Origin of the sequence: Sporosarcina sp. ANT_H38, assembly GCF_008369195.1 — a bacterium.
In the GTDB taxonomy this organism is placed as follows: domain Bacteria; phylum Bacillota; class Bacilli; order Bacillales_A; family Planococcaceae; genus Sporosarcina.
Window position 1 is genome coordinate 2,244,363 of record NZ_VOBC01000001.1, and the last position, 13,115, is coordinate 2,257,477.

Here is a 13,115-nt window from a genome sequence, read left to right on the forward strand (position 1 = left end):
ACAACTATACAAGTAGCGGCCAGGGGTTGATTAAGTTATGTACTGGTTATTTTCAGTTAATCAACAGACGTGCTATTTTATAAGTCCGTAAGCAATAAAAAACCATCTATAAGGATATCTTGCCGCCTCATAGATGGTCTTAATCTCATACTCTAAAAAGTTATTTCGAAATCATATGAATCGGTTTACCCAAAGCGACTTCAGCCGCTTCCATCGAAATTTCACTCAATGTCGGATGAGCATGAATCGTCATCGCGATATCTTCAAGCGTCATTCCCGCTTCAATTGCCAAAGCGAGCTCAGAGATCATATCTGATGCACTTTCACCAACGATTTGTGCTCCAAGTAAAAGACCGTCTTCTTTACGTGATACAAGTTTGACGAATCCTTCTGAAGCATCAAGTGCAAGTGCACGTCCGTTAGCTGCAAACGGGAATTTCCCTACTACCGTTTCATAACCTTCATCTTTTGCCTGTTGCTCATTCAAGCCAACAGCTGCAAGTTCAGGGTCAGTGAAACAAACGGCAGGAATAGCCAAGTAATCAACTACAGACTTTTCGCCTGAAATCGCTTCTGCAGCAACTTTTGCTTCATAAGAAGCTTTATGTGCAAGCTGAAGTCCTGAAACGACGTCACCAATTGCATAGATATTCGGAATGCTTGTACGGCATTGTTTGTCGACTTCGATAAGACCACGCTCAAGGAACTTGACGCCCATCTCTTCTAGTCCAATTTCATCTGTATTCGGACGACGACCAACAGTAACAAGTACGTAATCAGCTTCGATTTTTTTCTCTTCTCCGCCTACTTCGTATGTTACAGTAACGCCAGTTTCCGACTCTTCAACGCCTTTTGCAGATGCTTTAACGATGACTTCGACACCTTTTTTCTTCAAGCCCTTTTTAACGATTTGAGTCATTTGTTTTTCAAAGCCTGCAAGGATGTCGTTGCCGCCTTCAATAATCGTTACTTCTGATCCAAGATTTGCATATGCAGATCCTAGCTCAGTACCAATATAACCACCACCGATAACAACAAGTTTGCCCGGCAATTCTGTAAGACTTAAAGCGCCTGTAGAACTAATAACACGTTTTGAAAATTTGAATGATGGGATTTCAATCGGACGTGAACCCGTTGCAATGATTGCATTTTTGAATTTATATGTTTGTGCAGAAGTTTCGTCCATCACACGCACTGTGTTGCTGTCGACGAAATAAGCTTCACCTTGAACATAATCAATATTGTTGCCTTTAAGAAGTCCTGCAACTCCGCCAGTCAACTTGTTGACAACGCTATCTTTAAACGCTTGCGCTTTAGTGAAATCAAGTTTTACTTCTGTTGCTGTAATTCCCATAGAATCAGAATTTTTAGCATTAGCATAACGATGTCCAACAGCAATTAGTGCTTTTGAAGGAATACACCCTACGTTCAAGCACACGCCACCAATATCTCCTTTTTCAACAACGATTACTTTTTGGCCCAATTGTGCCGCGCGAATTGCTGCGACATATCCTCCTGGTCCAGAACCTACTACAAGTGTATCTACTTCGATCGGAAAGTCTCCTACTACCATTGTTTACGCCTCCATTAATAAAAGTTCCGGATTTGCGAGCAATCTCTTAAGGTGATTCAACGCATGCTGTGCAGTTGCGCCGTCGATCATCCGGTGATCGAATACCAATGACAATGCTAACATAGGTGCCGCTACAATTTCACCATTTTTAACAACTGGTTTTTCTGCAATGCGACCAATTCCGAGAATTGCAACTTCTGGATGATTAATGATTGGTGTAAACCATTGTCCTCCAGCGGAACCGATATTCGTGATTGAACAAGATGCACCCTTCATTTCTGCAGGTGATAATTTACCATCTCGAGCTTTTACTGCAAGGCTATTTATTTCATCAGAAATCGCAAAAATTGATTTGCGGTCCGCATGCTTAATAACAGGGACAAGAAGTCCGCGGTCAGTGTCTGCGGCGATACCAATATTATAATAATGCTTCTGAACAATTTCTTGTGTAGCATCATCGAGCGAACTGTTGAACGCCGGGAATTCACGCAATGTCGAAACGAGTGCTTTTACGACATAAGGCAAATACGTAAGTTTGATATCTTTTTCTGCAGCGATGTCTTTAAACTTTTTGCGATGTGCAACAAGTTCGGTAACATCCACTTCATCAAGCAAAGTAACATGTGGAGCTGTATGCTTTGAATTGACCATTGCTTTTGCAATTGCTTTTCGAATACCAGACATTTTTTCACGTGTTTCAGGGAAATCCCCTTCAAGGTGAACTGGAGCTGGAGTCGAACTTTCTTGTGCAACGCTTTCAGCTTGAGCCTCTTCATCAGCTGTTGCTGGAGCAACAGCTTGTGTTTGACCACCATTCTTGAATGACTCGATATCTTCTTTCAAGACGCGGCCATTTTTGCCCGATCCTGCAACTTGCTGGATTTCAATATCCTGCTCACGCGCAAATTTACGCACGGAAGGCATTGCAATAATTCGACGGTTAGGATCGACGTCTGTTTGGGCTTGCACACTTGCAGATGGAACAGCTGTTGTTGCAGCCGGTTCATCCTTAGGCGCATCTTCTTTTTCAATCGGTTGACCAGCTTCAGCTGTCGCCTGAACTTGTGCTTCAGTTTCAGCATTGTCGTCCTCTTCAGACTTCTCATTTTCATAACCAGGTGCGTCAAAGCGGATTAATACATCCCCTACGATTGAAACTGTTCCTTCGGAAACGAGTATTTCTTCTACAGTACCCGTAACCGGTGATGGAATTTCCACAACTGCTTTATCGTTCTGGATTTCAAGAAGAATGTCATCTTCATTGATTTTATCGCCTTTAGCAACAAACCATTTTACGATTTCACCTTCATGGATTCCTTCTCCGATATCTGGTAAACGGAATTCATATGCCACGCGATTCACCCTTTCTTAATTAAGACTTTCAATCTTACTGCTAGTACCCTTAGATATTAACGTTAAAACGTCTTTAAATTAGAACGTTAATACTTTTTTAGCTGTTACAATAATATCTTTCGCATTTGGAAGCCAAGTGTTTTCACCTTGCGCAAATGGATAGATAGTATCTGGTGCAGTTACACGAAGAACTGGTGCTTCAAGGCTTAAAATTGCACGTTCCGTAATTTCAGCTACGATGTTCGCTGCAATTCCTGCTTGTTTCTGTGCTTCTTGTACAACTATTGCGCGGTTTGTTTTTTCAACTGACGCAATGATTGTTTCGATATCCATCGGCTGAATTGTACGCAAGTCGATAACTTCTACTGAAAAACCTTCTTTTTCAAGCTCTTCAGCTGCTTTCAAGCTTTCGTGAACCATAGCGCCGTATGTGATAATTGAAAGATCTTTCCCTTCACGTTTCACATCTGCTTTTCCAAGTGGGATTGTGTACTCTTCCTCAGGAACTTCCTGTCTGAATGAACGGTACAATTTCATGTGTTCAAGGAAAATGACAGGATTTTCATCGCGGATTGCAGAGATTAAAAGCCCTTTTGCATCATAAGGAGTTGAAGGAATAACAACTTTCAATCCTGGTTGAGAAGCTACAATGCCTTCAAGACTGTCAGCGTGCATCTCAGGTGTTGCAACGCCTCCACCGAATGGTGCACGAATAGTAACAGGCGCATTGAAACGGCCTGCACTACGGAAACTCATGCGTGCTAGCTGACCACTAATCGAATCAATAACTTCATATAGGAATCCAAAGAACTGAATTTCCATAACTGGACGGAAGCCTGTAAATGCTAATCCGATTGCTAGTCCGCCAATACCAGATTCTGCAAGCGGAGTATCGAATACACGCACATCGCCAAATTCTTTTTGTAAGCCTTCAGTTGCACGGAAGACTCCGCCGTTATTTCCAACGTCTTCACCGAAGACGAGGACGTTTTCATCATTTTTCAGCTCCGTACGTAGAGCATCAGTTATTGCTTGAATCATCGTCATTTGTGCCATCGGTTACTTCGACTCCTTCTCTGTGTAAATGGCTAGCTGTTCTTGCAAGTTGTATGGCAGCTCACCTTTGTACATGATGTTGATAAAATCGCTTACTTTTTGTTTAGGAGCTGCATCAGCTATTTTGATAGCTTCTTTAATTTCTTCTTTAGCACGTTCAATTACTGCATTTTCTTGTTCTTCATTCCAGATACCTTTTGCTTCGAGGTATGTACGGAAACGGATTAGCGGATCGCGTTTTTCCCACTCGCTGTCTGTTTCTGAAGTGCGGTAACGTGTAGGATCGTCTCCTGCCATCGTGTGTGGTCCGTAACGGTAGCAAAGTGCCTCAATTAATGTTGGTCCATCGCCATTGATTGCGCGTTCGCGTGCGTCGCGTGTAACCGCATACACCGCAAGTGGATCCATACCGTCGACAAGAATACTCGGGATACCTGCTGCAATACCTTTTTGTGCGAGCGTTTTTGCTGCTGTCTGCATGTCACGTGGAGTCGAAATTGCGAATTGGTTATTCTGGATGATAAAAATTGCTGGAGAACGATATGCTCCTGCAAAGTTAATCCCTTCATAGAAATCACCCTGCGATGTTCCGCCGTCACCTGTGTATGTCATAGCAACTGCTTTAGTTCCACGTTTTTGGAAACCAAGTGCAATTCCAGCTGCTTGAATATATTGTGCACCGATAATAATTTGCGGTGGGAATACGTTAACGCCTTCAGGAATATTACCGCCTTGGAAATGTCCACGTGACCATAAAAATGCCGTTGATAAAGGTAATCCATGGAACAACATTTGTGGTACATCACGGTAACCCGGAAGAATAAAGTCCTCTTTCTCAAGTGCAAATTGTGAAGCAAGTTGTGAAGCTTCCTGTCCCGCTGTTGGTGCATAGAATCCTAAACGCCCTTGACGGTTCAATGAAATTGAACGTTGATCCAAAATACGAGTGAACACCATGCGTGTCATTAATTCGATGAGTTCTTCATCGGATAAATTCGGATCAGCGTCTTTATTAACAATTTCGCCTTCTTCGTTCAAGATTTGGAACATTTCAAACTTCTCTTCAATCGCGTGAAGTGTCTCCACCGGATCGAACTGCTTGTCTTTTTTGGCAGCCATTTCGGCAACTCTCCTTTATATCTGTATTATGAACAATTGATGTATTGATTGGTACAATCTACTCACTTCACAGTATATCTAATCAGAACTGAATGGTCAAACATAGCTATCTCATGTTTCTTTACTGTTAACTGCTATTTGAATTAATAGTCAACACCAGACTGTATTAGCACAATAACAGCCCTGTATTATAATAGATTACCATTTACCACCATATATATTCATAGAAAAAAGGTAGAGAATTTACTTCCCCGCCTCACTACTACTTATTCTTCATCCTGTAAACCGACAAAAGCAGCATCTTTTAACGTATTCACTTTGAGCGTTGCGTCATTAAAGGATGTCACCGCTGATCGGACTACCTCATTTTGTGCATTCACTTCACCGACTTTGTCCTCTAGTCCCATCAGTCGAGTTTCTACAACGACTAGCATTTCGTATAATTCCTTTTGCAAACTTGTAAGTTTTTTATACTCAACAACAAAGGATGAATGGAGTTCGTACCGGTTAGAAACCGCTATTTTTAGTTCTTCTATACTTTTTTTAACATCTCCATCTACTTGTTCAATGATTACATCGAGCTCGTCCATGGATTTTGTTGCTTTTCTTATGGACTTTTCTTCTCCTTTGATTTGAGCTAGTCGTTGTCCCAACAATTCTTCAAGTTCAGTTACCTTTATTTTCACCTCACCCAGTTGTTCATGCGACAACTCCATCGTCTCATAGAATAATTCCTGTTCTAATTTTTCAAGCTCCGTCAATTCGCCTTGCGCATCCCGGGACACTTTTTCAGCACTATTCATTTTGGCCATTGTAGTTGACAACTGTTTTTCAATCGACGAATTAGAACTACATCCGAAGAGTACCAAAGTAACCGCTAACACGAATCCAATACTAGATTTCTTCAAAATTAATAGCCTCCGATTTCCCCTTAAATTATAACGGTTTACATTTTTATGTTCAACTTCGCCTTCAAATTCTTTCACCCTTATTCACATTCGTTTATACTATGGAATAGAGTAACTATCGAAAGGAAGATTGTACGATGATTTTAATGGAACATATTGTCCGCGAAGGACACCCTGTCCTCCGCACACGCGCAGAAGAATTGATATTCCCATTGTCCGAAGTTGACCGCGAGCTCAGCGAAGATTTGATGGGGTACGTTATAAATAGCCAAGATGCCGAACTTAGTGAAAAATTTGGCCTCCGCCCTGGTATCGGGTTGGCCGCACCACAATTGGGCAAATCGAAAAGAATATTTGCACTCCATATTACAGATGTAGATCAGGAAGCAACTAGTTTTATTGCTATTAACCCCAAAATCGCTAGTCACTCTATCGAAAAAACCTATCTTTCTTCAGGTGAAGGTTGCCTTTCAGTAGATCGCGATGTAGAAGGATATGTACCCCGTTACGCACGGATTACAATTAAAGCATTCGATCTCCAAGGAAATGAATTCAAGAAAAGATTGAAAGGAATAGCCGCCATTGCTTTTCAGCACGAACTTGATCATTTGAATGGCATCATGTTCTTTGACCATATTGATAAAGAAGTACCATTCAAGGATATTCCAGGTGCCACTCCATTTGAGCGTGATTGAAAAATACTCTAAGAATATATTATAACAGTTGAATACCTGCATAAATTTAGTGTAGGTACCTTACAGTGTCCTTTAACTGGACAACGAGTAGCCAAAGCCATAAGACTGATATCCTAGCGGGCAGGCTATTGGAGGGCGACATCCCCTAAGCGGTATTCAACGGAAGGATTCATTCAGCTTATGATAGTTTTAAATTTATGGAAGGATTTTTCGGCAACGCTTTTAATTATTTGTTGGATCTTTCGGCTACGCCGAAAATCCTGCTTGACGAAATGTTCTGAATTTGGTATAATCGTTTTGAGGAGTGATGTCGCCATGTACAAACGCCTAAAACGAAAATGGTTAAAACGGCTCAATGGCATACTCGGAAAAAAAACTATCGCTTAATTATGTTAGTCCGCCATTAAATTGGTGGGCTTTTCTTTATTTTAAAGAAGTGTCATGCTAATATAAAGAGAATCAGTTCAAACGAACGTAAAAAGGAGAGCAAACGATGATTTATAAAATTTATTATCAAGATAACTTGCTTCAAATACCAGTCCGTGAAAATACAAAAAGCATGTACATTGAAGCGGACTCAGTTAGAACAGTCCGCGCGAAGTTGAAAGATCGTGCTTATAATATCGAATTCATCCAACTTCTTGAAGGTATTCATCTTGAATACGAACAGGCTGCACCCTACTTCGAGCTTGAAGAGGTTTAAATTATGAAATCTATTAAAAACAATGAAACTGCCGTTTTCGCTTTAGGCGGACTAGGTGAAATCGGCAAAAACACATATGCGGTACAATTCCAAGATGAAATCATTCTAATTGATGCTGGCATTAAGTTCCCTGATGACGCATTGCTCGGTATCGACTACGTCATTCCGGATTACACGTATTTAGAACGAAATGTGGACAAGATTAAAGGCCTATTTATTACACATGGTCACGAGGATCATATCGGGGGTATTCCTTATCTCCTTCGAAAAATCAATGTTCCCGTTTACGGCGGAAAGCTTGCTCTTGGACTTTTGCGCAACAAATTGGAAGAACATGGTCTATTACGTACAACGACAATGATTCCATTTGGAGAAGATGACGTGTTCAAGTTCCGGAAAACCGCAGTATCATTTTTCCGGACGACACACAGTATTCCCGATGCGTTTGGTGTCGTTGTCAAGACACCATCGGGTAATATCGTCCATACGGGTGACTTTAAATTTGACTTCACACCAGTTGGTGAACCCGCAAACTTGACTAAGATGGCGAAAATAGGGAGCGAAGGCGTACTTTGCCTGCTGTCCGACAGCACAAATGCTGAAATTCCAAACTTCACAATGTCTGAACGTAAGGTCGGCGACAGCTTGAATGAAATCTTCAGGAAAGTTGAAGGCCGTATTATTTTCGCGACATTCGCTTCAAATATTCATAGACTACAACAAGTTATTGAGTCAGCTCAGGTATTGGGCCGTAAAATTGCGGTGTTCGGCCGCAGTATGGACAATGCTATAACAATAGGTCGTGAACTTGGTTACATCGATGCACCGAAAGAATTATTTGTCGATACCCAATCACTGAATAAGCTACCGGCAAACAAAGTATTGATCCTTTGTACAGGCAGTCAAGGTGAACCTATGGCGGCACTTTCTCGCATTGCAAACGGAACGCATCGCCAAGTTCAAATTCATCCTGGCGATACGGTGATTTTCTCATCTTCACCAATTCCCGGCAACACACTTAGCATTAATAAAGCTATTAATGCACTATTCCGTGCGGGTGCCGATGTCCTACATGGCTCTTTGAATAATATTCATACTTCTGGTCACGGTTCGCAGGAAGAACAAAAATTGATGATCAGACTGATCAAACCAAAATTCTTCATGCCGATTCATGGTGAGTACAGAATGTTGAAAATCCATACAGATCTTGCGGTCTCTTGTGATATACCTCGAGAGAATACATTCATTATGGGGAATGGCGATGTACTCGCCCTCACACAAGATGAAGCCCATCTTGCAGGTCGAGTTCCTTCTGGTGATGTCTATATTGACGGCAGCGGAATCGGGGATATCGGCAGTGTCGTTCTACGCGATCGCAGAATTCTGTCTGAAGATGGCCTTGTAATTGTCGTTGCGACGGTAGATTTGAAACGTAATCGTGTCGTTTCAGGACCTGATATCATTTCACGTGGATTCGTTTATATGCGTGAATCTGGTGCGATGATCCACGAAGCACAACAGATGTTATCGAAGCAAATGCAGCGTAAGCTCGCAAGTTCACCAGCCGATTTCGACGCACTGAAAAGCGAAATTATCGACGTCCTCGGACCTTATTTACATGACAAAACGAAACGTAAGCCAATGGTACTTCCAGTTATTATGGAAGTTTAATAAAGATAAAAAAACCGTAAACGCATAACAGCGTTTACGGTTTTTTTTATCTTTATTTAATGCAAGGCTTTCTTTTCGAACCTATGAATTTCCTCATCCGATCCAATGACAATCAAGATATCTTCAAGTTTAATTTTTTCAATCGCTTGAGGAGATACAAGGATATGCTTACCACGTTTGATGGCAACAATATTGACACCATATTTGGCCCTGATGTCTAGGTCTATTAAGGTAAATCCAACGAGTTTATCATTCGCTCTAATCTCCGCAATAGAGTACTCATCAGATAATTCAAGATAATCAAGTATATTATTCGATACCATATTATTCGCAATTCGGATACCCATATCACGTTCGGGGTGTACGACCTGGTCAGCCCCAATTTTACGTAACACTTTTTCATGGGAATCATTTTGTGCCTTCACCGTTATTTTTTTCACACCAATTTCCTTCAACATGAGTGTCGTCAAAATACTTGCTTGGATATTTTCACCAATCGCAACGACAACATGTTCAAAATTACGTATGCCAAGTGACCGGAGGACGGACTCATCAGTTGTATCGGCTGCTACCGCCTGAGTTGCAATGTGCGCATACTCATCCACTCTTTCGGGTGAAATATCAATTGCCATGACATCAGCATCGAGTTCAATTAGCTCCTTAACGATACTTCCCCCGAAACGCCCTAAACCAATCACCGCAAATTCCTTTTTCATAAAGCACCCTCCCCTATCCACTTAATGGATTCGAATAGTGTACCACACAAAATACCCACTCTCAAATATTCACCAGTTACTCATTTAGCATAAAAAATGCCCGACGTCGCAAATGCGCAATCGGGCTGTTTTTTACTATTTTTTCATTTCATCCAGCACGCGGTTAACACGCTTTTCAAGCATTTTCATGCCCCCGCCGCCTGCTTGGAAGTGGCGTAACTGTCCGTCTTTATCAAACACATAGTAAGCTGGAACATATTGGTTATCGAATTTATCCGTTAGTGTCGCTTCACTATCGACAAAAATTGGTTGAGTAATGTCGTGTTCAGCTGCTACTGATTTGATTTGAACTAGATCTAAATCGTCTTCAGAACGTGGCATATGGACTGCGATGACGTTCAAATCTTCTTTGTATTTGTCTCTAAATTCATTGACTTCAGGCATTGCTTCCTTACATAAGTAACAGCTGACAGACCAAAAATGGATCAGCGTTGGTTTTTCGCCAACCAATTCCTCTTTTGTTCTTTCTCCGTTCAACCATGCTGTTGCACCTTCAAGTTCAGGTAATTGATCACGTAATTTCATGCTTTTTCCTCCTTCATTTTCCAAAAAAATCCCCACTGCTAATATATGCACGGGGACTTCATTTGGTAAAATTTTAATGGTTACTTATAGTGTCTTCTGACCAGGTCTCCAGTTAGCCGGGCAAAGTCCGCCAGTTTGAAGAGCTTGAAGTACACGCAAAGTTTCATCTACATCACGGCCAATATTGTTGTGGAATACTGTTTGGTATTGAAGTTCACCTTCAGGGTTGATGATGAATAGACCGCGTAATGCGATACCTTCTTCTTCAATTAACACACCGTAGTCACGTGAAACTTGATGGTTTGTATCTGCTGCAAGTGGATATTTTAGTTGCTCAAGGCCGTTATCTTTACGGTCTGTGTTGATCCATGCAAGGTGAGTATGGATTGTATCTGTAGAAAGACCAATAATTTCTGTATCCAGGTCTTCGAATTCATCATAACGGTCAGACATTGCTGTGATTTCCGTTGGACATACAAATGTGAAGTCCATTGGATAGAAGAACAATACTGTCCATTTATCATTTTTTTTATTTTCTTCAAGGCTTACTTTACCAAAACTTTTATCTGCTAATACCGCATCCAGAGTAAAGTCTGGAGCATGCTTACCTACCATACGTTGAATCATATATAACCCCTCCAATAATTCTTTGGTGCCAGGACATCTGTCCCGTGCAATCCTTATCAAGCCTAACAAAAAAATGGCCCCATTTCAAACGGAGTGCCTTATGCCAACAGCACTCCATTCAATATGTGGCAATTTAATGTCGGAAATACAGTCATTATGTTTACCCCTCTCCCGAATAGGGGAAAAGGGTTGTAAGTGTTATTTACAATTAGATGGCTTCGTAGGTCGCGCAAGGCAATATTCGCAAGTCGGATCACTACAAGAGCTCTCACGCCATTCATCGCACGATGGGCAAAATATCGAATCGTGTTCGTCATTATAGTCTAGTGGATCAAGGCAGATTTTGCAGTGATTGGGCAGTTCTACTAAATTACGGATTTTTCCGTTATTCATAAGAAAGATGCCTTCGATTTCTTTTTTATCTTCCCTAAGAACGCTAATGGCTTCCCAACTAATTCCGAGGTCTTCCATTGTCCATTTACGGTCATCTGGGTCCAAATAAAAAACTTTCTTTTTTCCCAATCAAAGCCCCCCTTTATTCGCTATATTGTACCATGAAAAACCAAAATTTCAATTGATGAAGGATGGATGGAAATGCAGAATACAATTCCAATTACTAAACTGGACATTCATCATTCGCATATGTCATTTACTCTTCCTCTAAGGTATGACAGTATGAGAAAGGGTGACCTTGCGTTAATACTCAAGAAAAATGGCTATTCTTTTTTTCAGATAGACAAGTCTTTAAGTTATGATAGCGTTAACGAAGCTGAAATTCCTGTTGATACCAAAGAACTTAAACAGTATTTTCTACCCTATATCGAAAACAAACTTTTTCCTGCTTCCCTAAATGATAAAGGATTTCACAGATTTACAAAGTCTATCATGAAACGCTTTCAATACAAACTTAGGCATACGAATATGCCATTCGTTATCCAGAGTATCGATATTATACTTGGTCCTTTCGACATTACATTTCTGACTGTCAAAGTCCAATTAGATAGTCCTGGAACTGAACTAGCAGACGTTCTTGATTTCATGCATCATTTCAGAGTAGTAGAACCTCAATTAGCAGAGGAACAGGGTATGGTAATTGTCTGCCCTAAAAATGTAAGTTACTTTTCTATTCGACATCTACTATTTAAATGTCTCTGTCCTTTTTGGGAAGAGTTTATATTGCATGATGATAAGCAGAGCAGCTATTTTGGCTCTCTACCTTACTTTGAAGATGAGAGAATGTATGCTACTGCTTTCCTTTTTAGCCAACAAGATTCTCTTATCACTGATGATCAATTGTATCGAATGGGCACTTTGGACGGCAGATTACCTAATGGTGATCCATTCATATCCGCTACTAATCCGGACTATATCCAATGTTCCCTGAAAAAATCACTTCATGATAGATGGGCTCCCAACAAGTATACCGTTACAACTGAACATGCATTTATAACCGTAACAAACAGCCTACCTGAAGATATGTCTAGGGAACTTTCACAATACATGGGCACTCATTATAATAATTTTCTTCTCCATTACTTTTATAAGATTATGTTACTGCGAGTGTCTTTCGAATATAGTCAAATCGAATGGGAAAAAGATGAGGAATATGTAAAATCACTGATTAAGTTCATTACGCTATTTTCAGCAGGCTATTATTCTCAGGAAGTGAGTACACGTTCGGAAGGCAAAGAGCTCTCACATATGTTCCGACGAGCATTCAATATCAATTGCCTTTACAAAGAAGTGAATTCAACATTGCATGAACTGTACAAAAGTCAAGAAAATCATGCATCTGACAAGATGAACATGTTTCTTTTCACTCTCACTATTTTCACTGTCGTATCTGGAATTTATGGCATGAACCTCGTTATTGAAGATTGGAAAACCCCTTCCGGCTGGAAGGAAATTCCCTCCTACACGTTTTTTGAATGGATATCACTTGTCACTGCACTGAGTGGAATTGGTCTTTCTGCTTATTTAGTCGTAACTACATTTGGAAAGATGTTGATGAGTAAGCTGAGCCGAAAGAAATCAAATTCCCGTATGTGAAAATGACCGGGCCCTCTTGTCTCAACAGGAGGCTAATCCGGTTTTATTTTTTTTGAATAA

General features: G+C 40.7%; 13 protein-coding genes. 4 read left to right on the forward strand and 9 right to left on the reverse strand.

The genetic code is table 11. From position 1 onward, the window contains the following. Window positions 1-160 precede the first annotated feature (160 nt). The 5 genes from lpdA to FQ087_RS10665 form a co-directional block, all read right to left on the reverse strand. The gene (gene lpdA / locus FQ087_RS10645; RefSeq protein ID WP_149580416.1) at window positions 161-1,573 is read right to left on the reverse strand and encodes a dihydrolipoyl dehydrogenase; all 1,413 of its coding nucleotides are present in this window, start codon (window positions 1,571-1,573) and stop codon (window positions 161-163) included. A gap of 3 nt (window positions 1,574-1,576) precedes the next feature. Further along, window positions 1,577-2,926 (reverse strand): dihydrolipoamide acetyltransferase family protein, encoded by a 1,350-nt coding sequence (locus FQ087_RS10650; RefSeq protein ID WP_149580417.1) that lies wholly within the window; start codon window positions 2,924-2,926, stop codon window positions 1,577-1,579. Window positions 2,927-3,004: 78 nt separating this feature from the next. Beyond that, window positions 3,005-3,982, reverse strand: coding sequence for an alpha-ketoacid dehydrogenase subunit beta (locus FQ087_RS10655; RefSeq protein WP_149580418.1), 978 nt, complete (start codon window positions 3,980-3,982; stop codon window positions 3,005-3,007). A gap of 3 nt (window positions 3,983-3,985) precedes the next feature. Continuing rightward, the gene (gene pdhA, locus FQ087_RS10660; RefSeq protein WP_149580419.1) at window positions 3,986-5,101 is read right to left on the reverse strand and encodes a pyruvate dehydrogenase (acetyl-transferring) E1 component subunit alpha; all 1,116 of its coding nucleotides are present in this window, start codon (window positions 5,099-5,101) and stop codon (window positions 3,986-3,988) included. Window positions 5,102-5,367: 266 nt separating this feature from the next. Next, window positions 5,368-6,009, reverse strand: coding sequence for a YkyA family protein (locus tag FQ087_RS10665; protein WP_188006696.1), 642 nt, complete (start codon window positions 6,007-6,009; stop codon window positions 5,368-5,370). Between the two features lie 137 nt (window positions 6,010-6,146). Here FQ087_RS10665 and def point away from each other — a divergent pair, with 137 nt between their 5' ends. From def to rnjA, 3 genes are all read left to right on the forward strand, one after another. Continuing rightward, complete coding sequence (gene def, locus FQ087_RS10670; protein ID WP_149580421.1) at window positions 6,147-6,704, forward strand: peptide deformylase; 558 nt, start codon at window positions 6,147-6,149, stop codon at window positions 6,702-6,704. Window positions 6,705-7,197: 493 nt separating this feature from the next. Then, the gene (locus tag FQ087_RS10675) at window positions 7,198-7,407 is read left to right on the forward strand and encodes a DNA-dependent RNA polymerase subunit epsilon (protein ID WP_149580422.1); all 210 of its coding nucleotides are present in this window, start codon (window positions 7,198-7,200) and stop codon (window positions 7,405-7,407) included. 3 nt (window positions 7,408-7,410) lie between these two features. Next, a complete protein-coding gene (rnjA, locus tag FQ087_RS10680; RefSeq protein ID WP_149580423.1) occupies window positions 7,411-9,078 on the forward strand; it encodes a ribonuclease J1 in 1,668 nt (555 codons plus the stop codon). Between the two features lie 56 nt (window positions 9,079-9,134). On the opposite strand, the gene FQ087_RS10685 is transcribed toward rnjA, so the two are convergent. From FQ087_RS10685 to FQ087_RS10700, 4 genes are all read right to left on the reverse strand, one after another. Further along, window positions 9,135-9,794: a potassium channel family protein gene (locus FQ087_RS10685; protein ID WP_149580424.1), complete on the reverse strand. Its 660-nt coding sequence runs from the start codon at window positions 9,792-9,794 to the stop codon at window positions 9,135-9,137. A 135-nt stretch (window positions 9,795-9,929) separates the two neighbouring features. Further along, window positions 9,930-10,379: a redoxin domain-containing protein gene (locus FQ087_RS10690; RefSeq protein WP_149580425.1), complete on the reverse strand. Its 450-nt coding sequence runs from the start codon at window positions 10,377-10,379 to the stop codon at window positions 9,930-9,932. 84 nt (window positions 10,380-10,463) lie between these two features. Then, on the reverse strand, window positions 10,464-11,006 hold the full coding sequence (locus tag FQ087_RS10695) for a peroxiredoxin (protein WP_149580426.1): 543 nt from the start codon (window positions 11,004-11,006) through the stop codon (window positions 10,464-10,466). Between the two features lie 198 nt (window positions 11,007-11,204). Then, a complete protein-coding gene (locus tag FQ087_RS10700) occupies window positions 11,205-11,528 on the reverse strand; it encodes a hypothetical protein (RefSeq protein WP_149580427.1) in 324 nt (107 codons plus the stop codon). A gap of 72 nt (window positions 11,529-11,600) precedes the next feature. Here FQ087_RS10700 and FQ087_RS10705 point away from each other — a divergent pair, with 72 nt between their 5' ends. Next, the gene (locus FQ087_RS10705) at window positions 11,601-13,055 is read left to right on the forward strand and encodes a hypothetical protein (protein ID WP_149580428.1); all 1,455 of its coding nucleotides are present in this window, start codon (window positions 11,601-11,603) and stop codon (window positions 13,053-13,055) included. Window positions 13,056-13,115 lie beyond the last annotated feature (60 nt).

Bases quoted from the DNA above. Each gene is read 5' to 3' on its own strand.
- lpdA (WP_149580416.1), bottom strand. From the start codon at position 1,573: ATGGTAGTAGGAGACTTTCCGATCGAAGTAGATACACTTGTAGTAGGT.
- FQ087_RS10655 (WP_149580418.1), bottom strand. From the start codon at position 3,982: ATGGCACAAATGACGATGATTCAAGCAATAACTGATGCTCTACGTACG.
- pdhA (WP_149580419.1), bottom strand. From the start codon at position 5,101: ATGGCTGCCAAAAAAGACAAGCAGTTCGATCCGGTGGAGACACTTCAC.
- def (WP_149580421.1), top strand. From the start codon at position 6,147: ATGATTTTAATGGAACATATTGTCCGCGAAGGACACCCTGTCCTCCGC.
- FQ087_RS10675 (WP_149580422.1), top strand. From the start codon at position 7,198: ATGATTTATAAAATTTATTATCAAGATAACTTGCTTCAAATACCAGTC.
- rnjA (WP_149580423.1), top strand. From the start codon at position 7,411: ATGAAATCTATTAAAAACAATGAAACTGCCGTTTTCGCTTTAGGCGGA.
- FQ087_RS10685 (WP_149580424.1), bottom strand. From the start codon at position 9,794: ATGAAAAAGGAATTTGCGGTGATTGGTTTAGGGCGTTTCGGGGGAAGT.
- FQ087_RS10690 (WP_149580425.1), bottom strand. From the start codon at position 10,379: ATGAAATTACGTGATCAATTACCTGAACTTGAAGGTGCAACAGCATGG.
- FQ087_RS10695 (WP_149580426.1), bottom strand. From the start codon at position 11,006: ATGATTCAACGTATGGTAGGTAAGCATGCTCCAGACTTTACTCTGGAT.
- FQ087_RS10705 (WP_149580428.1), top strand. From the start codon at position 11,601: ATGCAGAATACAATTCCAATTACTAAACTGGACATTCATCATTCGCAT.